Origin of the sequence: Bradyrhizobium frederickii (assembly GCF_004570865.1) — a bacterium.
GTDB classification, from domain to species: domain Bacteria; phylum Pseudomonadota; class Alphaproteobacteria; order Rhizobiales; family Xanthobacteraceae; genus Bradyrhizobium; species Bradyrhizobium frederickii.
The window spans coordinates 416096-438965 of the sequence record NZ_SPQS01000004.1 but is presented as its reverse complement, the minus strand read 5'-3'; the positions used below and the strand labels follow the sequence as shown (position 1 = coordinate 438965).

Sequence of the window (22870 nt, the reverse complement as noted above, 5' to 3'; positions counted from 1 at the left end):
GACCGGCACCGATATTCCCGCCGATGCTCCCGCCCCCAATCCAGTTACGTTGACGTTCTGCGTTGCCGGAGGCCGCTGGCCCATGAGTTTCGTCGGATCGCCTATGTCGGGAAGCTGATCCACCGGCGGTTGCGTGCTGCCGTAGCGCGTGACGGCGGCACCCACGCGCCGCGCGTCGTATGCGATCCGGCGATCGCCGACGTATCGCGGCCATGGATGGATTGTATGGGTCACGGCGTTGACCTGCTTGGCATCGCCGGCGGTCATCGTGATGCTGTTGGAACGCTGAAAGTAGCGGTCCACCTCGTCATGACCGGCGACGCCGTAACATCCCCCGAGAAGGATGGGCGCAAACAGAACCGAATACCTGATCGTCATCTCGCGCTTCCTCTAGTTTAGAGTTTTGACGACCGTCTGATCGGCACTCGCGGCCGGGACAACGACGGGGGCCCGGACTTCAGGCGCGATGATGTGGCCATACGGTCCCTTCACCTCGCCTCCGGAATTGACGTAGTCATGGTACCGCTTGCGGACTTCCATCTGACCATTGAGGAAGAAATCGACGTCGTTGGCCGGCAGGCGGGAGTCGAGTGGCGACGCCAATTGCTGACCGGGTGCCGCCGGCGCGACCAGGCGCGGCGTCACGATGATGACGAGATCGGTTTCCTCCTGCTGGTACGACTTGCTGCTGAATAGGCTTCCAATCACCGGCACCGAGCCGATCCAAGGCAACTGCGAGACGTCCTGGCGATTGCGGGTCTGCAACAGGCCGGCGATGGCAAAGCTCTGGCCATCGCGCAACTCAACCGTGGTTCGCGCGTCGCGGCGGGTCAGCGCAGGAACGGTCGTCCCCTGGATCGTCACCGCGTTGGCGAAATCGAGTTCGCTGACCGAGGGCTCGACCCGAAGATTGATCACACCGCGTGAGAGCACTGTGGGGACGAAGGCGAGCTCAACACCGAACTTCTTGTAGTCAATTGTGATGGTGGGAAAGCCGTTCTGCGTCTGGGTCGGTATCGGCACCGGAAATTCACCGCCGGCGAGGAAGCGGGCGGCATCGCCGGACAGCGTGGTCAGATTTGGCTCCGCCAGCCGGCGTGCCAATCCCTTGGTTTCCAGCGCCGAGATCAATAGGTCCACCGAGCCGCCGCTGCTGGTCCTGATAATGCTGGTCAACAGGCTTCCGAACGGGGCCGGCGCAATGCCTCCTGCTGTACCGGCGAGCGTTCCCAGAGTTCCGAGTATCGGAAGACTTCCCGTAGGAGAGGCGCCAACAGGCGTACCGCCAGTATTCCCTACAGGGTTTTGGACCGTATTAATACCACCGATCGGGCGTCGGCCCGTTGCGCTGGTCGCACCACCAAGCCCCGTATTCCCAACATTGGTCCCATTGGCATTGGCCGCATAAAGATTTACGCCCAGGTTGCGGCCGGCTTCTCGGTTGACCTCGAGAAAGCGCACCTCGAGCATCACCTGTTGCGGCGCCGCGACGCTCATCGCGTTGACGACGACGCCCCCTTTCGCGACCGTGCTGGTCGCGATCGCCATGGCCCGCTCGGCCGTAACTGCGTCGGCGGCGACCCCGCTGAGCACCACCTGCCCCTCGGAAGCCGACACGCGGATACCCTGCCCGCCGGTGCTGGTCCGGATGTTCTGCTGCAGATTGCCGGTATCGATCACGACCTCGACGTCGAGGATCCCGATCTGCTTCATCGATGAGTCAAATAGTATGACGTTTGTTGTACCGGTCTGCTTGCCCTGCACGTAAATGAGGTGATCGCTCAACGACTTCACGTCGACGATGTCAGACGATCCCGCCACGATCGTTGCAAAGGGAGTGTCGACCTTGAAGGTGCGTGACTTGTTGACGACGAGCTTGACCCGCTGGACGTCGTTCATTTCGCTGACGAAGACGCCGCCGGAGGAACCCCGCCGGTCCGCGGCCGCAGCGCGGTCCGTGAACCCATACGAGGCGAGCGCCGCGCCGAGACCCATCACGCCGAAGGCGAGAAGCCTCCCGACCTTGTTACCCGAAACGCGATCGCCACTCATCCGAGTTCCCCCACTGCGATCCACGGAGATCCCCGCAAATCTACCTGCTCGACGCCCTCACCATGTCCCCTCTGCGCACCACGTCGCAGAGCTTACTATCTGACCCACTACAATTCGTTACTTCGTGTTTCCAAGATCATCGTCCCTCATGCAGGCTGCTTGCAAGACGAATACTTACCGCACAACCGCAAGCAGAAAGAAAACTCCTCAATGTTGCCAGCCCGCATCATTCCCAATAGCTGGGGAACTATCCCGCGGCACGACCGCCGTGGCGCGCGTCGCCGCTTTGCTATCGAAGGACATTCGGTCGCACGCGAGATTCGCTGGTCGAGTGCAAATCACTCTGGTGCAATTCCACACCCGCACGTGTGGCCAAACTCGAGCAACTGGTTCCCGGGCGAAACGCGTCAGTCATGCTGTCATATTCGCACTAGAAGGGAATCTGGTTCGAGGCGCTCGGCGCATTGAGAGCTGGGCCCCAGATGGGCATCAGCATCGTAAAGTTCGCCTGGGAAGCCGTAACACTCAAGCTGTTGCTGTTGGCCCCTACGGTCAGCGTTGGCGTGAGACCTCCGAAAAACAGAAAGGGGGCCGCGTTCTGCTTGGCGGTGGTGGACAGGGGATCCCCGGTGCAGCCGGCCGGCGACTGCGGCGGGCTTTGAAGCAAGGCAGGCGTATAGCAGGTAATCATGACCGCACGGGCGCCAGCACTCGCGAGCGTCCGCAAGGATTGCATCGTGATGGCATAGCGCCCAAGATCGAAGATGACGAACATCAATGTGAAGAGCGCCACGGACACCATGATAAACTCAAACGGCGCGACACCGCGATTGTCGAGCTTTCTCATCATTGCACCAATGCGACCATTTGGGTGTAGATGATGGTCGACGGAGCACACCCTTGCGTGCTCAAATAGGCGCCGCCACTCATGTCGAGTGTTTTGGCGATCACCTGCGCACAGGTCGTATTGGCACTGGCAGTCGTTCCGGCCCAGTTAACGTCGACCTTGGGGAAGTACAGAGCCCCGCCCAGACTAACTTGACCACCACCGTTGATGGTAACCTTGTTGCTGGTCTTGGTCGGAGCCTGATCATCAATCAGGACGCCATTCAGATCAGAAGAGAACGTGTTGGTCACAGGCGCGGAGAGGTCGACTGTACCCCCGTTGATGGAGAGCTGCGAATCTCCGAGCAATACGAGGGTTACGCCCGTGCCCTTCAGCTCTCCTCCGGTCATCTTTATGTTTGCTTTGTAGAAGAAGTATGTTCCTGGGTCCAAAACGTACTTGTCCCCGTTCTGGATCGTGAAACTACCGTAAGCTCCAGTCCCCGCGCTATTCGGCGCGCAATGCTTCCACCCATCCGCCTGAAGGGTGCATGGCATGTTTGTATTGCCCGTCCTGCTGTTGAACGATGCGGTGTCCAGCTTGCTGAGCGGATTGCTAGCATACGTCATGAAATAGTTGTACGGCACGCCAACATTGCTGCAGTTGCCTGAGGGGGTGCAGCCACTCACACCATAAACTGCCCACCCCGAGCCTGTGAACGTTGGCGTGCTGGCAAGTTGAACACTGGTATCCGACATCAGAGCGCAGCCAGTTCCGTTGTTGCTGAGGTTACCAGCAAGCTTGAGTGCGCCAGGGTCAGGTCCAAGCGCCAGGACGCAGGCCTTGTTCGGCTGCTGGACCATTGCAATCGCTTGGGCGGGGATGTTGACGGTGGTCAAGCCCAGCACTGCCGCCAGGTAGGCCGGTTGTTGCTGACTGACCCTGGCGCGCACGGCGTTGCCAGTGCCTGTTGGTGGCGTTGTGAACGCGCCTGCATTGTAGGTGCCGATATCGATCTGCACGGCTCGCGAGACTCTGGTTGGAAGGGCGGGCGGACACTGGGTGTCGGGATACTGCGTGCTGTCCTGTGGACTCGAATTGCAAAACCCGTTCTGTGCCGCAAATTCCTTCCCACGATAATCCACCGACTGTGTATCGCAGGCCGCGCCAGCCATCGTGCATGAAAGTCGCAAGGCGCCCGAGAAGGCCGCCGAGTCGGCGGCGTTCTGTGCATGCTTGTGGGTGACGTACCAAGATCCTGCCTCGGCCCCGAGCGCGACAACTCCGATGAGTGGCACGAGCGCGATGACCGTCGCGAATGCGACAGAGCCTCGTCGAGAACGGAGCAGATTGCGCATGGAAGCACCTACTGGAAGCGCTCTGAGTAAGCCAGCGTGTACGTACAAGTAGTGGGACATAGCACCGACCTCCAAAAAGGCACACGCGCCCCAATCGGAGCCAAAGTGATGGTTGTCGAAAACGTAATGTACTTCGGAGACTCAAGATTGCTCGGCGAGCAGGTAGCGCCCCCGTCACCGCACTTGACTTGGAGATTGCTGATCGCATGGCCAGCAACCATTGTCTGGAGCCCTGCCCTCCAGGTCACTGTACCGTCGGGGGCGAGCGGATTGTAGTACTGGACGTACTGCCCGAAGGAGCGCAACGCCGACCACGCGGAGATGAATTGGAAGCTCGCGGCAGCGACGTCGGCGAGCGGCACAAGCAGGAAGGACACCAAGAAAATGTAAACGATCATGGTCTCAAGCGCGACAGCGCCGCGTTGATCCGCGATGAAAGATTGTTTGCGGCTCATGAGCCCACCTCGACCGATATTCACCGCCCCGGTCGTCGACCGGGTCAACAGCACTCACCAAACATGAGGGATCAATCTCCAGCGCGACGCTTCGTAAGCGGAATACTCGGGGCAGTTGCGCCGAAGCAGGTCCTCTTCATAGTAAATTCGGCAAATCTGGATGCCGATATGCAACACGAGCAAGACCGCTGTCAGCGGCGTCGGATTTCTCAGCACCACGCCCAGCACCGCGATTTCTTCCGCAAGATAGAGCGGGTGCTTGATCCACCGATACGGACCCGTTTGCACCACGTTGCGCGCCTGCGGCACTAGACTGAACGACCTACCAAGATGTCGAATGGTGACCAGCATCATGATCATGCCGATCAACACGCACGCGGTGGACGCCAGGTTCGGCAACGCTTGGTCGGTTTTGCCGAAGAAGGCGATCGTCCATGGCATATAAGTGCCGACGAACGCCGCCAGCCTTGGGAGAAGGCCATCCGCTCGCGCCTTCGCCGGCGGACGCGTGATGACCAACAGCCCCAAGAGCACGTAAAAGACAGCCAGGCAAAAACTCGACAGGAGCGACGGCCAAGGATCACTACCAGATGATCCAATCCTGAAGGCGACGCCGAGTGCCAGCAACATGAACCACATGCCGCCGAACAGTTGCATCGTTCGATCGTACGAGGAGGTTTTCGACAGGGTAACCGTGCTCATGGCTACTTACCGAAGCTTGCAAACGAACGCACCAGGTGCAGAATGGGACTTCCTCCCAAAATGACGAACATGGCTGGAAGCAGGAACAACACCATCGGAATGGTCAGCTTGGCGCCCAGCTTGTGTGCTCTTTCTTCAAGCTTGGTAATACGTTCTCGCCGGAGGTCGACAGCGATACTCCGCAGAGCCTGGCCCACGGGCGTTCCGTATTGCAGGCTTTGAGCGACCATGGTGCCGAAGCGGCGAAGCCCATCCGATGTAGCCCCTAATTTCTCGAATGCCTCGCTGCGGCTTGGCAATATCCGGAGATCGTCAATAAGACCTTGCAAGACCCGCGCGACAGAGGGATTGGTCTGGCTCATTTCCTGCGCTACCCGTGCGAGCCCGCTCTCCAGACCCATTCCCGCTTCGCTGCACACAACCAGTAAATCGATCATATCCGGCGTGCCGACCCGAATCGCAGCATCAAACCGCCGCTTCATCACAGTTAGTATCAATCGCGGCCCCAAAATCCCGATCATCACGCCCATGAGTGTGAAGACCAGCACATCCGTCAGCGCCTTTCCAAGAAGCAGGGCGACACCCGCGGCGATGATTGGGCATAGGAACGTGCTCACGGCTTTGACGCCGATCCAGGTCGGCAACGCCCGCCGATGATTGAAACCTGATGATTGAAGGATGGCGCGTAGTTGATCCAGATTCTCCTCGGCGTAGAAGCGCCGATACCGCATGCCGAGCCATGAAAACCAACCGGTCACGTCCTGGAACGGGGTCGACTGGTAAGGGATGCCCATCACGGCGTTCGATACCCGCGTGTCCAGTGCACGAAGGTGCAATTCCTGGATAATCAAGACGCAGGTCGCACTGCCAGCTGCTAGTGCGAGGGCTACCAGACCTAAGCCAACAGTCACAGCTCTGTTTCCCTTCTGACCATCCAGCTTATCACCAGCGCCCCAAGAAGCACTGAGCCCACTGCGTAAGCCAGCAGCTTGTTTCCAACCGGATCCGTGAACAACAGATCAACGGTTTGCGGATTGGCCGCGTATAATACTCCGCCTCCAACAAACGGGGATATCGTCAGCGCTCGTGAGGAAAAGATCACCTCGCCTGCGAGCGCCTTGGCGCGACCAGCCAGCGCAACACGCTGCCTGACCGTGTCTCCCAGGTTCTGTAAGGTTTCAGCCAAGCTGCCACCTGACTTCAACTGGACTGCAAGTGTCACCGCAAACATCGCATATTCCGCCACTTGCGTTCGCCGATAGACAGCTTCGACCGCTTGCTCTGGTGGCCTCCCCAGATTCACCTCGCTGCATACGATCGCAAACTGGCCAGCCGTTGGTTGCGGCATGTCGCGCGCGAGGGCGCGGAATGCTTCGTGCACGGGCAGACCCGATCGAACGGTACTGGTCACCAGCTGGATCGCATCGGGCAGCTGTCGAAAAAGCTGAAGCGCGACGCGACGTTGCTGCCATCCAAACAGGCGGCGCGCCACGATGATGGCTGCGATTGCGGCGCCAATACCCCCGTAGAGAATGGAATACCCGAGCAGGTAATTCGCGTAGAGAGTTGCTGCTGCGGCAACGACACCGGCAAGCAGCACATAGGCCGGATGCCAAATGTAAGGGATCTCGCAATTGTAATTGACCAGGCGATGGAGAAACAGGGATCCGGCCCCGGTCTCCAACCGGCGAATGGATGGCAGATTAGCTGGATGTGAGGCCGGCAGCGCAACCGACAGCCGGCGATCGATGCGTCTTTCGCGAGCGTCGAGCCACAGCGAAATGGCTGCTGCGCACATCGCGAGCACCAGAACGGTGACAATCAGAGACTCCGGCATCACACCTGCCTCATCGCCTCAGCCCAAGCTCCATCCAGCCCGTAATAGACAAGACGGCTCTTGAACTTCGGGGTTGCAAGGCTGCACCTGTAGGAGCCCGATATGCGCCCATGCACATCCTCCTCGTGATACTCGAAGGCTGCGATGTCATTGGTCGTAATCACGTCCCCTTCCAGGCCGACCACCTCGCTGATCTGAACGATCCGACGCTGTCCGTCCCGCATCCTTTCGACCTGCACAATGAGATCCAGCGCAGCGACGATCTGAGTTCGAATGGCGCGCGTCGGTAGATTGACCTGCCCCATCTGCACCATATTTTCGATACGAGTCAGGGCGTCTCGGGTACTATTCGCGTGCACCGTGGAGATCGAACCATCATGGCCGGTATTCATTGCTTGCAGCATGTCAAATGCCTCAGCTCCACGCACCTCACCCACAACGATCCGGTCGGGACGCATGCGCAGCGCATTCCACAGGAGATCGCGCTGTGTCACCTGCCCCGTGCCTTCGAGGCTGGAAGGCCGGGTCTCCAGGCTGATCACGTGCGGCTGCTGGAGCTGCAACTCCGCCGCGTCCTCGATGGTGACGACGCGTTCGCTGTGATCGATGAATTGACTCATGGCGTTGAGCAGCGTCGTCTTGCCAGACCCGGTGCCGCCGGAGACCAGAACATTGAGGCGAGACCGAGAGGCAATCTCAAGCAAGTGTCCGATGGCTGCGGTCATTGAGCCGTTTTCGATCATCCCGGCGATGTCCAAACGGCGGCTTGGAAATTTTCGGATCGAGATGCATGGGCCATGGATCGACAGCGGCGGAAAAATGATGTTGACCCGGCTGCCGTCAGGCAGGCGGCAATCCACCATCGGACTGGACTCGTCAACGCGCCGCCCAACTTGCGCGGCGATTTTCTGCGCCACCGATGCGATGTGGTCATTGTCGCGGAATCGCACCGCGACCCGTTCCAACTTGCCGGCTCGTTCGACATAAATGTTACTCGGTCCGTTGATCATGATATCGTTGATCGATTGATCGAGCAGAAGCGGCCGCAACGGCCCGTAGCCCGTCATGTCGTCCGCAATCTCGTCCGCAAGCTGAACCTGTTCGCGAGCTGACAGCTCGAGCCGTTCTTCGTTGGCGATTCCATGGATGATTTGCTCGATCTGCCGCCTCAGGACATCGCGCGAAACAGTTGCAGCCACTGATGGCTCAATCTGCTCGATAACCCGCTCGCGGAGCGAGGTTGGCATCAGAGGCCGCTGGGGCGGAGGTTCGTGCCTGGGCGCCGCTACAGGCGGGCTCGGCGCCGACGCAAGCAATGGCGTCAATGCCGACGAATGAGTTGGCGTATCGTCGTCGCGCCTACCGAAGGTCTTCATCGTCCGAGCAGCCTCCTCAGCCATCCCTTCCGCTCGGCGCCGAGCCCCGTGATCTCCCGTACGATGGGGGCGAGGTGACGTCGCAGTCCTGATACGTGCTTCAGCGCTGGAATGCCGAGATTGACCGCCTGGGTCATGCCTTTGCCGAGATCCGGCACCACCATGTCTGGCTCCGCACCCAACGCCTTGACAACGGCGGCCCGGGGGAGGCCGCCGGGACGATCAGCACGGTTGAGCAAAGTAAACACCCGATCCTTGCCAGCGATATTGGTCACCGCAGCGCGCACTGCATGCGCATTGCGCAGTCCGGTCACTTCAGCTTCCAGCAACACCAGCACGTGACGGGAAAGCGCAATCACCGGGTGGATGGATGCCGGAAACGGCACCGGGACATCGACAACGATATAATTGAAACGTTGGCGCAGCAGACCCAGTACGTGTCTCACGCCTGCTTCAGTGATGTCGAGCTGCGCATCCAACTCCTCATCCGCCGAGATCAGGCAAACGCGCTCGTTGACCTCAATCGCCGCACGTTCGAGGAACAACGTGTCCGCCCGCGTCGGATTCTCCAAAGCGATGCGGAGCCCTGGTCCCGGCTGAACACCCAACATAACCGCGGTCTCGCCGCCTTGCAGATGCAGGTCAAGCAGTGCGACCTTGGCCTTGGTGGTTTCGGCCAGCTGCAGGGCGAGATTGATCGCGATGCTCGTCGCGCCGGCACCGCCCTGCGCACCACAGATCGAGATCACATGCCCGCCACGGTCGGTCGAACGTGGCGCAATCTCGCCAAGCAGCTTCGGGCGCAGCTGGTCCAGCACCATGTCCCGCGTGATCGGCCTCGGCAAATACTCGGTCAGGCCGAGTTCCATCAGCGCACGATAGAAGGTGATCTCCCTGCTCTCGCCGATCAGAGCCACTCGGACATCGGGCGGACAGACGCCGGCCAGCCTTTCCAGTTCGGCGAAGGGATCATCGATGCCGCTGATGTCCGTCACCAACGCGAAAAGGTCGGTGTCGGTTTCGAGCATTCGTATCGCATTCCGGATCGTGCCACGTTTGATCGAGATGTTGCTACCTTCGAGGCCCTTGCGCAGGGCTGCGGCACTGAGCTCGTCATTGACGAAGCAAACGATGCGGTTACGCGCGACGATCGACGTCGCTTCTTCGGGCGGAGTGGCTATGGCAATGTTCATCAACGCTTCTCCGGCAACCTGTTTGCGTAACCCATGGCCGTTGCGGCCTGGCGGACAACCTCCGGCGCTCCCTCGCAGCTGACGAGAGCGCCTTCGTCCTGTCTCCTGACAGTGTATTGCTTGACCTCGCCGCCCGAATGAACGATCACCGCCGTCCTCTGAGCCGCAATAGCAGTCTGCCGGGCAAGCTCCGGCGAAACATCGCAGCTGGACATCGCGCCGGTGTCCGCCTTGTCCCACTGATCGACTGCCGCGCGCACGGCCAGCGACAGCGTTCCAAGCTGCTTTGCAACCGTGACCCGCTTGACCTGCTCCTGCGTAAGCTCAAGTGACACGGTTTGCGTTTGCTTGCCTGCCATGCCGCCGACGGGTCGAGCGCCCTGCACGATCTCCTGGTCAATTGCGATGACCCGAACATTGCGCAGAATGGCTTCGCTCAGGGCGCGCTTCACCGGATCGGCCTTCTCGAAGACCTGAGTCAGTACGACGTCGACATGATCGCCCGGCCTGATGAGCCCCGAGACGCCCGACTCCTCGTCGACCTTGATGCTGATGGCACGGCTGTCCGGTGCGAGCACACTTGCGAGGAAACCCCGATCCCGCGGGCGCAGGATGTCCTGCAATGTGACTGGACTGCCCGCTTCGACGAACTTGCGAATTAGCGAACCGGGAAGTCCGGCCTTGGACTCCGGTGTTTCCAGAATGGCCCCCTGTGGAACGTGCTCCGGCGGCACCGACCGCACCTTGAAATCCTCCTCGCGGACCAAAGTCCCCTTCGGCAATGGATGTGTCGCAACAAAGTACCCCGCGGTTGCCGGCGCACTTGCTGGTGCCGGCGCCGCCTCGGTGACCTGTACCGGTGCCGGAGGCTCCGCCTTCGGCAGGTTCATGTTATAGGCGATCAGCCCGAACGCAGTGGTTGCGAGCAAAAGCACCATGATGATCGACAGACGCAACGCGGATGACATCTCACAATCCTTTGCTCAAGATCGTCCAAATACCCCCGCACGCTATTGCAACCCCGTAGGGCAGCGGGGCGTGTCGCAAATGACGCCAACGTTCGATCGCGTAGACCCGGCGCGGGAGTGACGATCTGGCGGGTGCCAATTTGGGATAAGGCAGGTGGCGCATGATCAGATGCACCAGGGCAAGCACGCCGCCGGCCAGCGCAGTTATTGTCAGGAGCTGAATCTGGCCGGTCAGTGGAAACCCGATCGCCAGCGCAGTCAGCAATTTGACATCGCCGCCGCCAATTCCTCCGCGCGCGTACAGGACGAACAGCAGCAGAAAGAGGATCGCGGCCGATATCAGCGACTCGGCCATTTGCATTGGATTGGGCAATTGACTGGCGATCCCGAGGGCCACCAGCGCCAGACACATTTCATTTCGGATCAGGCGCGTCGCGACGTCGATCGTTGCGACGTGGAGCAGCAACAGGATTTCCAGTATCGAGGCGATGTATGAAACCCAGCTCATAAAAATGGATGCCGCAAAAGAGGGGGAAGGCACACTAAGAATGCAGAAAGAACATTCGAGAGGGGGACACATTCCGATGCCCCCCTCTGGGGTCAAATCGCCGCTTCAGCCAGCGATCGCTGTGGCGAAGGCGGTAGTGATAGCGGTGATCCCGGTCGTCAGGGCGGCCCCGATTTGGCCACCAGCTCCACCGCCGAACACGGCGCCCACCGCGCCAACGATGCAAACCGCGACGATGATGTACTCGAATGACACCACGCCGCTCTGGTCCGACCGCAGACGCTTCAACGCTTCCTTGGCTTCGATGAAATGATGCAACATAGAGGAATTCCTTCTTTGATGAATTTGCAGACACGTCGGCAACTTCCAGCGGCTGCGGATTTATGTCCGGCCCCGCCAGCGATAAACTATCCATTAAATAGATATAATCGTCAACATTTAATATATAATCCCATTCTTGAATTAACCACCGCGAAACGAGTCATCGCGACAATGCAAGCATCGACAAAACCCTCGTAATACAAAGGGTATAGCTGACCCAACAATCGACTCCCGGGCAGAGGACTGGCTGACAATCGGTGAGAAATCACCGTATTATTACGGCTGGAAGCGGTATATATTCCGATTATTCTGGCATTATGATAAATATGTGAAAGGCGATGAGCTGTCTGGTGTATCAACCTGTCAATCCACTCACATATGATTGACCGGATGCTGCGACCAGGCCGGCGTGCATGGGGCAAATTTCGTGACGTGCGAAGGCGCGACCCAACACATCTGCCACGATGGGTGAGGTGATCCCTTCGAAGATTCCGATCGCACTGATCGCTGCCTTGCAGCCGCATGATCCCGTCAGCTGCACGGGTGTGTCGCAATCACCAATTCGGGTACGCGGATCGATATCTGCGCCGTTTGCAAGCAGAGGCTCGATGAACTGGAACGGGCTGCGGTAAATCGCAGCTCGAGCGAGATTCGGTCAAGCCCAATGAGATACCAGCTATTCAGAAGCGGCGGGATGCATCAGCGCAGTCGGCAAGGCGTTGAGGCAACGACGCATACAGCCAATTCCACCATCTGGTCCGGTGTACCGCATCCGGATCTCCGTGCGAACCGAAGCACCGACTTTGCGCTCAGCGCCTTGAGCCATCTCCCCGCAACGCGTCAGACTAGATCCCCGTGGTAGCTGATAAGCGTTCCCATGTTCTTGTCTGCCTCAGCCTGGAAGCTCGCGGGATCAAACTGGCCCAGCAAGCTGATATTGGCGGTATGAACTCCGTCGGTTACCGAAAGGATTCCTCCAGTGCCGGCTGGATTTGCGACATAACTTGTGGTCGTGCCGTCCCCGAATGCGACGTCGAGGAGATCCAAGTGGTCATTTTCGTCAAACCCGGACACGACTCCGCTGAAGTCGAAGGAGTCATGGAGCACGATTGTCCCGGTAGCTGCGGCATCAAGCGCAACATGCGCAGATGAAGCCGCTCCGAATTCGATCGTAGCCACGCCATCCATCAGTGCGGTGCCGCTGCCGCTTACGATGCCATTGAGAGTGATGTTGGCTCCATGCGCCCACAGCAGCCCTGAATTGTCCACATTGCTGTCGATGACCAGACCGCCGCTGCCGCTGGCCGCAAGCGTCCCGGAATTGACAACTGTGGTGTCGCCGGTGTCAATCTCGAGCGCGTTGATGCCCGTCGCGATGATTGTACCTTGGTTGACGAGGATCAATGTCCCCTCGCCGAGCTGTCCGGCTCCGGAAATGGTGTTGTCGACGTTGGTTAGCGTGACACCGGAAACAGCACCAATGACAGTGTTCTCGCTATTGTCGGACAACAGCACCTGACCGCCACCGTCGAGCGAAATGCCGTGCTCGACAAGCTGCAAGTCGGTCTCCGCGCCGGTCGCGTTCAACAAGATTGTGCCTGTATTGTGGATGTTGCCGGACAACGGCAGCAATGCGCCGTTGCCGATTGTCATTGTTTCGGCGTTATCGACCATGGGCTTAAAGTCGAACACGAAGTCGTCCGCAGCGAGCGAGCCAGCATCGACGCCATCCAAAGTGATCGTTTGACCGTCGGCCAGCGCGATGACGGCATTGCCCTCATTGTCGCTCGACAGATGCGTCTGGACGTCGGCGAAGGTCTTGAAGGCGGCGTAGCCAATCAAGTCGATCTGATCATGCGCAATGTCGAAATTATAGACGACGTCATGGCCGATCGGCTGTGAGAATACGAGCAGATCGCTGCCACTTGATGCTGTGAGATAGTCGTCACCGGAAACGGCGATGATGGCTGATCCCGCTGCAAAAGCTTCAACATTGTCGGCGAATGTCTCGATTGCGGCCGAGCCGTCCAGCTGCATCCGGGTCACGGTCACGTCGAGGTGCAATGCCCCGACGAAACTGACTGGCGATGTCACCATTAGCGAGCTGACGTCGGTCGTCTCGATCGTCCACTTGCCATCGGGGAGCAGCGTCCCACCATTTAGTATCCAGCCGGCGGGCATGCTGGCCACAGTAACCGTGGCGAATTGCCCCTCGTTGGCCGGCGAGTCGGTCAGACCCAGATTGATTGGCTGCCCCGCTACGCCCGCAGGAGCAAGCGCCGTTCCAAACGCAAAGTCCGCCGCGCTGAAGCTACCGGTTATGCTGGCCAGAGTGGTCAGATTGTCCAAATCTGCAACGAGTATCGCGCCGCCCGCCACGCTCGGATTGGGATCGTAGTAGACCTGCGCGTGGCCGACCGTCGAATTGTGGAATACGAACAGGGCCCCTGTCGTGATATTCGAGTAACCGTTGATCGTTGATTGAACTGTCGCTGTCGTCACGGACGCGTCTGTTTTGATGCCGACTTCCGTGTTGGCCAGATTTATCGCGGCGTTGTTGCCCGTTCTGACGTTTTCAACACTTGTATCGACATCACCAATGACGAATCGCCCGGCGGTTACCGTGAATTCTAGCTTGTCCCCTGAGGTGCTGAAGTCGGTGATGTGGTCACCGGCGTCGGTGGCACGGAGATAGGCGAATGTATCGTTCCCCCCACCACCAGTCAGCGCATCTGCGCCACCACCACCCACGATCCTGTCCGCGCCAGTGCTTGCGCCACCGTTGATCGTGTCGTTACCTGAACCGCCCTTGAGGGTATCATCACCGCCGTTTCCCGAGCTGCCCATGATGACAAACGATCCAGACGTGACTGCGCTAGCATCTACGACCAGGTCGCCGTTACCAGTGATGCCAGATCCGTCGATCGTGAGCGTTCCTCCATTTTGGAATGTCGAAAGGAATGTCAGGGTGTCCGTGTGATTTCCGCTGTTGCTATCACTCAGACTTATTGTCTCGAAATTTGTCAGGCCAATGCTTCCTGCACCATCTCCGAAGGTGAATGGCCCCAAACCACCACCACTGACGACGAGAGTGTCCGTACCGCTTCCCCCGGTCAGCATGTCACCGTTGTTTAGCGTTAGGGGAGATTGCGTGCCGGTCACGGTATTGGTGCCCGATACGAAGAAGACCGTATCGGTGCCGGTCGTGAGAGCGAAGGGGCTGGGGCTCGTGACCGAAATTGTCACCGTATCGACATCGGTCAATGCACCACCCGCTCCGGTGTGGCCATTGTCGCTTGTTGTCATGGTCAGAGTGCTCGTTCCGGCAAAGTTCGGTGTCGGAACGTAGTTGACCGTCGAGGCTAGTGTAGAATTGATGGCGCTGACTGTTCCGGTCAGCGTCACCGTCGATGTTCCGCTGCCGCTGATCCCTGCGGTACCTCCTGAAACGGTCAAGGTGCCGTTGGTTACGGACAACGTGATCGTTTCGGTGGCGCCGTCCGAGTCGGCATCGAAGATGCTAAGTCCAGTGATCGCCTTTGCCGTGTTGACGTTTGTCGTCTGTGCTCCCGGAACGGTATTCACCGGCGCGTCGTTGACCGGGATGACCGCGACTGTCGAGCTCACGATATTGCTGGCGTGGCTGACTGTTTGGCCGTCGTCAATCTGGTAGCTGATGGTGCGGGTCGCGCCCGACGGATTGTCACTCGAATTCGAATATGTCACGGAGCGCAGAGCCGCCTGGTAGTTCGCCACACTCGCCGATCCCGTCAGGGTCAGCACCCCAGTGCTGGCGTTATAGCTGCCGGTGATGCCGTTCTGATTGGTAAAACCGAGCACATCCTGGCCGGAGGCGAAGTTGCCCGTGATCGAGACCGTCGCGCCGGTCAGATTGGTGCTGTCAACATCCGACACGATCAGCGCCGTATCGATCGCGGTCGCCGCCTGACCCTCGGTATAGGACAGTGAACCGCCATTGGCATTCAGCACCGGCGCGTCGTTGCTGCCGGTGATGGTCACCGTGACGGTGCCGCTCGCGGTGCCGTCCTGGCTGGTCACCGTGAACTGGTCCTGCACCTGCTGGCCGGCGGTGAGCTCATTGTGGGCACCGTTGCCGACGTAGCTCCAGGCGCCGTTGGCATCGACGGTAAAGTCGCCATAGGTCCCGTGGACGTTCGATTGCGCCACGACATGGGCTTCGCCGGTGTCCGGGTCGGTGATGCTGAGCTGGCCGCTGGTGTTCAGCGCCGCCGCGGTGTCGCCCTCGCTGACGGACTTCGAGTCCGAGCTGACGGTCGCGTTGTCGTTGCTGCCGGTGATGGTCACCGTCACGGTGCCGGTGGCAGTGCCATCCTGGCTGGTGACCGTGAACTGGTCCTGCACCTGCTGGCCGGCGATGAGCTCGTTGTGGGCGCCGTTGCCGCTGTAGCTCCAGGCGCCGTTGGCATCGACCGTGAAGTCGCCGTAGGTGCCGTGGACGTTGGTCTGGGCGACGACATGGGCTTCGCCGGTGTCGGGATCCACAATCGTCAGCTGGCCGGAGACGTTCAATGCGGCGGCAGCGTCGCCTTCCGTGACGGACTTCGAGTCCGACGAGACTGTGGCCGCGTCGTTGCTGCCGGTGATGGTCACCGTCACGATGCCGCTCGCAGTGCCGTCCTGGCTGGTCACCGTGAACTGGTCCTGCACCTGCTGGCCGGCGGTGAGCTCATTGTGGGCGCCGTTGCCGCTGTAGCTCCAGGCGCCGTTGGCATCGACCGTGAAGTCGCCGTAGGTGCCGTACGCGTTGGTCTGGGCGACGACATGGGCTTCGCCGGTGTCGGGGTCGGTGATGCTGAGCTGGCCGCTGGTGTTCAGCGCCGCCGCCGTGTCGCCCTCGCTGACGGACTTCGAGTCCGAAGAGACCGTGGCCGCATCGTTGCTGCCGGTGATGGTCACCGTCACGGTGCCGGTCGCGGTGCCGTCCTGGCTCGTCACCGTGAACTGGTCCTGCACCTGCTGGCCGGCGATGAGCTCATTGTGGGCACCGTTGCCGCTGTAGCTCCAGGCGCCGTTGGCATCGATGGTAAAGTCGCCATAGGTGCCGTGGACGTTGCTCTGCGCCACAACATGGGCTTCGCCCGTATCCGGGTCGGTGATGCTGAGCTGGCCCGAGGTGTTCAGCGCCGCCGCGGTGTCGCCCTCGCTGACGGACTTCGAGTCCGAGCTGACGGTCGCGTTGTCGTTGCTGCCGGTGATGGTCACCGTCACGGTGCCGGTGGCAGTGCCATCCTGGCTGGTGACCGTGAACTGGTCCTGCACCTGCTGGCCGGCGATGAGCTCGTTGTGGGCGCCGTTGCCGCTGTAGCTCCAGGCGCCGTTGGCATCGACCGTGAAGTCGCCGTAGGTGCCGTGGACGTTGGTCTGGGCGACGACATGGGCTTCGCCGGTGTCGGGGTCGGTGATGCTGAGCTGGCCGCTGGTGTTCAGCGCCGCCGCGGTGTCGCCCTCGCTGACGGACTTCGAGTCCGAGCTGACGGTCGCGTTGTCGTTGGTACCGGTAATGGTCACCGTCACGGTGCCGGTGGCGGTGCCATCCTGGCTCGTGACCGTGAACTGGTCCTGCACCTGCTGGCCGGCGGTGAGCTCATTGTGGGCGCCGTTCCCGCTGTAGCTCCAGGCGCCGTTGGCATCGACCGTGAAGTCGCCGTAGGTGCCGTGGACGTTGGTCTGGGCGACGACATGGGCTTCGCCGGTGTCGGGGTCCACAATCGTCAGCTGGCCGGAGACGTTCAATGCGGCGGCAGTGTCGCCTTCGGTGACGGACTTCGAGTCCGACGAGACCGTGGCCGCATCATTGCTGCCGGTAATGGTCACCGTCACGGTGCCGCTCGCGGTGCCGTCCTGGCTCGTGACCGTGAACTGGTCCTGCACCTGCTGGCCGGCGGTGAGCTCATTGTGGGCACCGTTGCCGGTGTAGCTCCAGGCGCCGTTGGCATCGACCGTGAAGTCGCCGTAGGTGCCGTGGACGTTGGTCTGGGCGACGACATGGGCTTCGCCGGTGTCGGGGTCGGTGATGCTGAGCTGGCCGCTGGTGTTCAGCGCCGCCGCCGTATCGCCCTCGCTGACGGACTTCGAGTCCGAGCTGACGGTCGCGTTGTCGTTGCTGCCGGTGATGGTCACCGTGACGGTGCCGCTCGCAGTGCCATCCTGGCTGGTCACCGTGAACTGGTCCTGCACCTGCTGGCCGGCGGTGAGCTCATTGTGGGCGCCGTTCCCGCTGTAGCTCCAGGCGCCGTTGGCATCGACCGTGAAGTCGCCGTAGGTGCCGTGGACGTTGGTCTGGGCGACGACATGGGCTTCGCCGGTGTCGGGGTCGGTGATGCTGAGCTGGCCGCTGGTGTTCAGCGCCGCCGAGGTGTCGCCCTCGCTGACGGACTTCGAGTCCGAGCTGACGGTCGCGTTGTCGTTGCTGCCGGTGATGGTCACCGTCACGGTGCCGCTGGCGGTGCCGTCCTGGCTGGTGACCGTGAACTGGTCCTGCACCTGCTGGCCGGCGGTGAGCTCGTTGTGGGCACCGTTGCCGGTGTAGCTCCAGGCGCCGTTGGCATCGATGGTAAAGTCGCCATAGGTCCCGTGCGCGTTGGTCTGGGCGACGACATGGGCTTCGCCGGTGTCGGGATCCACAATCGTCAGCTGGCCGGAGGCGTTCAATGCGGCGGCGGTGTCGCCTTCGGTGACGGACTTCGAGTCCGAAGAGACCGTGGCCGCGTCGTTGGTGCCGGTGATGGTCACCGTGACGGTGCCGGTGGCGGTGCCATCCTGGCTCGTGACCGTGAACTGGTCCTGCACCTGCTGGCCGGCGGTGAGCTCGTTGTGGGCACCGTTGCCGACGTAGGTCCAGGCGCCGTTGGCATCGATGGTAAAGTCGCCATAGGTCCCGTGCGCGTTGGTCTGGGCGACGACATGGGCTTCGCCCGTATCCGGGTCGATGATGCTGAGCTGGCCGCTGGTGTTCAGCGCGGCCGCGGTGTCGTCCTCGGTGACGGACTTCGAGTCCGACGAGACCGTGGCCGCATCGTTGCTGCCGGTGATGGTCACCGTGACGGTGCCGGTAGCAGTGCCGTCCTGGCTGGTCACCGTGAACTGGTCCTGCACCTGCTGGCCGGCGGTGAGCTCGTTGTGGGCACCGTTGCCGCTGTAGCTCCAGGCGCCGTTGGCATCGATGGTGAAGTCGCCGTAGGTGCCGTGGACGTTGGTCTGGGCGACGACATGGGCTTCGCCGGTGTCGGGGTCGGTGATGCTGAGCTGGCCGCTGGTGTTCAGCGCCGCCGCCGTGTCGCCCTCGCTGACGGACTTCGAGTCCGAGCTGACGGTCGCGTTGTCGTTGCTGCCGGTGATGGTCACCGTCACGGTACCGGTGGCGGTGCCGTCCTGGCTGGTCACCGTGAACTGGTCCTGCACCTGCTGGCCGGCGGTGAGCTCGTTGTGGGCACCGTTGCCGGTGTAGCTCCAGGCGCCATTGGCATCGATGGTGAAGTCGCCGTAGGTCCCGTGCGCGTTGGTCTGGGCGACGACATGGGCTTCGCCGGTGTCGGGGTCGGTGATGCTGAGCTGGCCGCTGGTGTTCAGCGCCGCCGCCGTGTCGCCCTCGCTGACGGACTTCGAGTCCGAGCTGACGGTCGCGTTGTCGTTGCTGCCGGTGATGGTCACCGTCACGGTGCCGGTGGCGGTGCCATCCTGGCTCGTCACCGTGAACTGGTCCTGCACCTGCTGGCCGGCGATGAGCTCGTTGTGGGCACCGTTGCCGGTGTAGCTCCAGGCGCCGTTGGCATCGATCGTGAAGTCGCCATAGGTGCCGTGGACGTTGCTCTGCGCCACAACATGGGCTTCGCCCGTATCCGGGTCGGTGATGCTGAGCTGGCCGCTGGTGTTCAGCGCCGCCGCGGTGTCGTCCTCGGTGACGGAGTTCGAGTCCGACGAGACCGTGGCCGCATCGTTGCTGCCGGTGATGGTCACCGTGACGGTGCCGCTCGCAGTGCCGTCCTGGCTGGTCACCGTGAACTGGTCCTGCACCTGCTGGCCGGCGGTGAGCTCATTGTGGGCGCCGTTGCCGCTGTAGCTCCAGGCGCCGTTGGCATCGATGGTAAAGTCGCCATAGGTGCCGTGGACGTTGCTCTGCGCCACAACATGGGCTTCGCCCGTATCCGGGTCGGTGATGCTGAGCTGGCCGCTGGTGTTCAGCGCCGCCGCGGTGTCGCCCTGGCTGACGGACTTCGAGTCCGAAGAGACCGTGGCCGCATCGTTGCTGCCGGTGATGGTCACCGTCACGGTGCCGGTCGCGGTGCCGTCCTGGCTCGTCACCGTGAACTGGTCCTGCACCTGCTGGCCGGCGATGAGCTCATTGTGGGCACCGTTGCCGCTGTAGCTCCAGGCGCCGTTGGCATCGATGGTAAAGTCGCCATAGGTGCCGTGGACGTTGCTCTGCGCCACGACATGGGCCTGGCCCGTATCGGGATCCACAATCGTCAGCTGGCCGCTGGTGTTCAGCGCGGAGGCAATGTCGCCCTCCGTCACCGCCTTGGAGTCGGAGCTCACGGTCGCCGCATCGTTGCTGCCGGTGATGGTCACCGTCACGATGCCGCTCGCAGTGCCATCCTGGCTCGTGACCGTGAACTGGTCCTGCACCTGCTGGCCGGCGGTGAGCTCGTTGTGGGCACCGTTGCCGCTGTAGCTCCAGGCGCCATTGGCATCGACCGTGAAGTCGCCGTAGGTGCCGTGGACGTTGGTCTGGGCCACGACATGGGCTTCGCCGGTGTCGGGGTCGGTGATGCTGAGCTGGCCGCTGGTGTTCAGCGCCGCCGCGGTGTCGCCCTCGGTGACGGACTTCGAGTCCGAGCTGACGGTCGCGGTGTCGTTGCTGCCGGTGATGGTCACCGTGACGGTGCCGGTGGCGGTGCCATCCTGGCTCGTGACCGTGAACTGGTCCTGCACCTGCTGGCCGGCGGTGAGCTCATTGTGGGCGCCGTTCCCGCTGTAGCTCCAGGCGCCGTTGGCATCGATGCTGAAGTCGCCGTAGGTCCCGTGCGCGTTGGTCTGGGCGACGACATGGGCTTCGCCGGTGTCGGGATCCACAATCGTCAGCTGGCCGGAGGCGCTCAATGCGGCGGCAGTGTCGCCTTCGGTGACGGACTTCGAGTCCGACGAGACCGTGGCCGCGTCGTTGCTGCCGGTGATGGTCACCGTCACGGTACCGGTGGCGGTGCCATCCTGGCTGGTCACCGTGAACTGGTCCTGCACCTGCTGGCCGGCGGTGAGCTCGTTGTGGGCACCGTTGCCCGTATAGCTCCAAGCGCCGTTGGCATCGATCGTGAAGTCGCCATAGGCCCCGTGCGCATTGGTCTGCGCCACGACATGGGCCTGGCCCGTATCGGGATCTACAATCGTCAGATGGCCGCTGGTGTTCAGCGCGGAGGCAATGTCGCCCTCCGTCACCGCCTTGGAGTCCGAGCTCAAGGTCGCGTTGTCGTTGCTGCCGGTAATGGTCACCGTCACGGTGCCGGTGGCGGTGCCATCCTGGCTGGTGACCGTGAACTGGTCCTGCACCTGCTGGCCGGCGGTGAGCTCATTGTGGGCACCGTTGCCGCTGTAGCTCCAGGCGCCGTTGGCATCGACCGTGAAGTCGCCGTAGGTCCCGTGCGCGTTGCTCTGGGCGACGACATGGGCTTCGCCAGTGTCGGGATCCACAATCGTCAGATGGCCGGAGGCGTTCAATGCGGCGGCAGTGTCGCCTTCGGTGACGGACTTCGAGTCCGACGAGACTGTGGCCGCATCGTTGCTGCCGGTGATGGTCACCGTCACGATGCCGCTCGCGGTGCCATCCTGGCTGGTCACCGTGAACTGGTCCTGCACCTGCTGGCCGGCGGTGAGCTCATTGTGGGCACCGTTGCCGACGTAGGTCCAGGCGCCGTTGGCATCGATGGTGAAGTCGCCGTAGGTCCCATGCGCGTTGGTCTGGGCGACGACATGGGCTTCGCCGGTGTCGGGATCCACAATCGTCAGCTGGCCGCTGGTGTTCAGCGCCGCCGCGGTGTCGCCCTCCGTCACCGCCTTGGAGTCGGAGCTCACGGTCGCGTTGTCGTTGCTGCCGGTGATGGTCACCGTCACGATGCCGCTCGCGGTGCCATCCTGGCTGGTCACCGTGAACTGGTCCTGCACCTGCTGGCCGGCGGTGAGCTCATTGTGGGCGCCGTTGCCGCTGTAGCTCCAGGCGCCGTTGGCATCGATGGTAAAGTCGCCATAGGTGCCGTGGACGTTGCTCTGCGCCACGACATGGGCCTCGCCCGTATCCGGATCGGTGATGCTGAGCTGGCCGCTGGTGTTCAGCGCGGCCGCGGTGTCGTCCTCGGTGACGGACTTCGAGTCCGAAGAGACCGTGGCCGCATCGTTGGTGCCGGTGATCGTCACCGTCACGGTCTGGGTCGCTGTCGCGCCGTGGCCGTCGTTGATCGTCACCACGAAGCTCTCGGTGACGCTCTGGCCGGCGCCGAGATACTGCGCAGCACCATTGTTCAAGGCATAGTGCCACTGCACCGAGCCGTTCGCGGCATTGGCCGCCTCGTTGACAGGATCGAGCGAGAAGGCGCCGAGCGAAGTCGTGTTGGAAGAGGCTGCCGCGAACGAGGTCGAATGCGTGTCGCTGAGATCGGCGTCGTTGAAACTGATAGTGCCGGCCGCGCTCTGCGAATCCGAGAGATCCGGTGTGGCATTCGCGTCTTCTACCACCGAGCCGCTCTGCGGACTTGATGTGATGAAGACCGAATCGTTTGCGCCCTTGAACTGGAGAGTCACGGTCGCCCAACTGAGCGTGCCATTGCCCAGCTGGATAGCGTATGTGAATGTGTCAGTCAGCGTTTGCCCGGTCGCCAGCGCCTGAAGCTGAGCGTTGATGTCGCCCTTGTCATAATGAACGGTGCCGTCCGACTCGATCCAGATGCGCGCACCGAGCGCGCTGCGGTCACCGGTTCCGGCCATGCCGGCCGCATCACTGCTATAGGCCACATCCTTGACCAGCAAATCCGCAGGTGCGTAGCTCTTGGTGGACGCGGAGGCGCTCGTTCCGTCGTCCAGCGAGAACAGCGTCTTGGCTGCGCCACCAAGATCATTTGCCAGCACATTCAAGATCAGAATGTTGCTGGCATCTTCCGTAAACGAGAAAATGTCGGTGTTGGCTTGCGGAGTATTGCCAAACGAAACCGTGCTGCCGCCGCCCGTGGTCTGCGTCGCCATAGCTAA

At 61.5% G+C, this 22870-nt stretch carries 14 protein-coding genes; all 14 read right to left on the bottom strand.

Features of this window, described 5'->3' with window-relative positions:
- Positions 1-378 (bottom strand): hypothetical protein (locus tag E4K64_RS09835; RefSeq protein WP_135163314.1); only part of this gene is annotated, 378 nt, incomplete at its 3' end.
- 12 nt (positions 379-390) lie between these two features.
- Positions 391-2052: a type II and III secretion system protein family protein gene (locus tag E4K64_RS09830; protein WP_135163313.1), complete on the bottom strand. Its 1662-nt coding sequence runs from the start codon at positions 2050-2052 to the stop codon at positions 391-393.
- A 430-nt stretch (positions 2053-2482) separates the two neighbouring features.
- Positions 2483-2902 carry a TadE family protein gene (locus E4K64_RS09825; RefSeq protein ID WP_135163312.1) on the bottom strand — a complete coding sequence of 140 codons (420 nt, stop codon included), beginning with the start codon at positions 2900-2902 and terminating at the stop codon, positions 2483-2485.
- Positions 2899-4236, bottom strand: a complete 1338-nt coding sequence (locus E4K64_RS09820) for a TadG family pilus assembly protein (protein ID WP_135163311.1) — start codon at positions 4234-4236, stop codon at positions 2899-2901. Before E4K64_RS09820 ends, E4K64_RS09825 begins: the two co-directional genes overlap by 4 nt.
- Positions 4237-4244: 8 nt before the next feature.
- Positions 4245-4691 (bottom strand): hypothetical protein, encoded by a 447-nt coding sequence (locus E4K64_RS09815; RefSeq protein WP_135163310.1) that lies wholly within the window; start codon positions 4689-4691, stop codon positions 4245-4247.
- A gap of 54 nt (positions 4692-4745) precedes the next feature.
- Positions 4746-5393, bottom strand: coding sequence for a methyltransferase family protein (locus E4K64_RS09810; RefSeq protein WP_135163309.1), 648 nt, complete (start codon positions 5391-5393; stop codon positions 4746-4748).
- A gap of 2 nt (positions 5394-5395) precedes the next feature.
- The gene (locus E4K64_RS09805; protein ID WP_135163308.1) at positions 5396-6304 is read right to left on the bottom strand and encodes a type II secretion system F family protein; all 909 of its coding nucleotides are present in this window, start codon (positions 6302-6304) and stop codon (positions 5396-5398) included.
- A complete protein-coding gene (locus E4K64_RS09800) occupies positions 6301-7230 on the bottom strand; it encodes a type II secretion system F family protein (protein ID WP_135163307.1) in 930 nt (309 codons plus the stop codon). The genes E4K64_RS09805 and E4K64_RS09800 overlap by 4 nt, the downstream gene beginning before the upstream one ends.
- Entirely contained in the window at positions 7230-8606 is a 1377-nt protein-coding gene (locus E4K64_RS09795) for a TadA family conjugal transfer-associated ATPase (RefSeq protein WP_135163306.1), read from the bottom strand. Before E4K64_RS09795 ends, E4K64_RS09800 begins: the two co-directional genes overlap by 1 nt.
- Entirely contained in the window at positions 8603-9799 is a 1197-nt protein-coding gene (locus E4K64_RS09790; RefSeq protein ID WP_135163305.1) for a CpaE/TadZ family protein, read from the bottom strand. Before E4K64_RS09790 ends, E4K64_RS09795 begins: the two co-directional genes overlap by 4 nt.
- Positions 9799-10767: a Flp pilus assembly protein CpaB gene (gene cpaB / locus E4K64_RS09785; RefSeq protein WP_135163304.1), complete on the bottom strand. Its 969-nt coding sequence runs from the start codon at positions 10765-10767 to the stop codon at positions 9799-9801. Before cpaB ends, E4K64_RS09790 begins: the two co-directional genes overlap by 1 nt.
- Position 10768: 1 nt before the next feature.
- On the bottom strand, positions 10769-11275 hold the full coding sequence (locus E4K64_RS09780) for an A24 family peptidase (RefSeq protein ID WP_135163303.1): 507 nt from the start codon (positions 11273-11275) through the stop codon (positions 10769-10771).
- 105 nt (positions 11276-11380) lie between these two features.
- Positions 11381-11596, bottom strand: a complete 216-nt coding sequence (locus tag E4K64_RS09775) for a hypothetical protein (protein WP_135163302.1) — start codon at positions 11594-11596, stop codon at positions 11381-11383.
- An 840-nt stretch (positions 11597-12436) separates the two neighbouring features.
- Positions 12437-22864, bottom strand: a complete 10428-nt coding sequence (locus tag E4K64_RS09770) for a VCBS domain-containing protein (protein WP_135163301.1) — start codon at positions 22862-22864, stop codon at positions 12437-12439.
- Positions 22865-22870 lie beyond the last annotated feature (6 nt).

What these genes read in the sequence shown, in the direction of transcription:
- E4K64_RS09830 (WP_135163313.1), bottom strand. Translation starts at nt 2,052, where the DNA reads ATGAGTGGCGATCGCGTTTCGGGTAACAAGGTCGGGAGGCTTCTCGCC.
- E4K64_RS09825 (WP_135163312.1), bottom strand. Translation starts at nt 2,902, where the DNA reads ATGATGAGAAAGCTCGACAATCGCGGTGTCGCGCCGTTTGAGTTTATC.
- E4K64_RS09820 (WP_135163311.1), bottom strand. Translation starts at nt 4,236, where the DNA reads ATGCGCAATCTGCTCCGTTCTCGACGAGGCTCTGTCGCATTCGCGACG.
- E4K64_RS09815 (WP_135163310.1), bottom strand. Translation starts at nt 4,691, where the DNA reads ATGAGCCGCAAACAATCTTTCATCGCGGATCAACGCGGCGCTGTCGCG.
- E4K64_RS09810 (WP_135163309.1), bottom strand. Translation starts at nt 5,393, where the DNA reads ATGAGCACGGTTACCCTGTCGAAAACCTCCTCGTACGATCGAACGATG.
- E4K64_RS09800 (WP_135163307.1), bottom strand. Translation starts at nt 7,230, where the DNA reads ATGCCGGAGTCTCTGATTGTCACCGTTCTGGTGCTCGCGATGTGCGCA.
- E4K64_RS09795 (WP_135163306.1), bottom strand. Translation starts at nt 8,606, where the DNA reads ATGAAGACCTTCGGTAGGCGCGACGACGATACGCCAACTCATTCGTCG.
- E4K64_RS09790 (WP_135163305.1), bottom strand. Translation starts at nt 9,799, where the DNA reads ATGAACATTGCCATAGCCACTCCGCCCGAAGAAGCGACGTCGATCGTC.
- cpaB (WP_135163304.1), bottom strand. Translation starts at nt 10,767, where the DNA reads ATGTCATCCGCGTTGCGTCTGTCGATCATCATGGTGCTTTTGCTCGCA.
- E4K64_RS09780 (WP_135163303.1), bottom strand. Translation starts at nt 11,275, where the DNA reads ATGAGCTGGGTTTCATACATCGCCTCGATACTGGAAATCCTGTTGCTG.
- E4K64_RS09775 (WP_135163302.1), bottom strand. Translation starts at nt 11,596, where the DNA reads ATGTTGCATCATTTCATCGAAGCCAAGGAAGCGTTGAAGCGTCTGCGG.
- E4K64_RS09770 (WP_135163301.1), bottom strand. Translation starts at nt 22,864, where the DNA reads ATGGCGACGCAGACCACGGGCGGCGGCAGCACGGTTTCGTTTGGCAAT.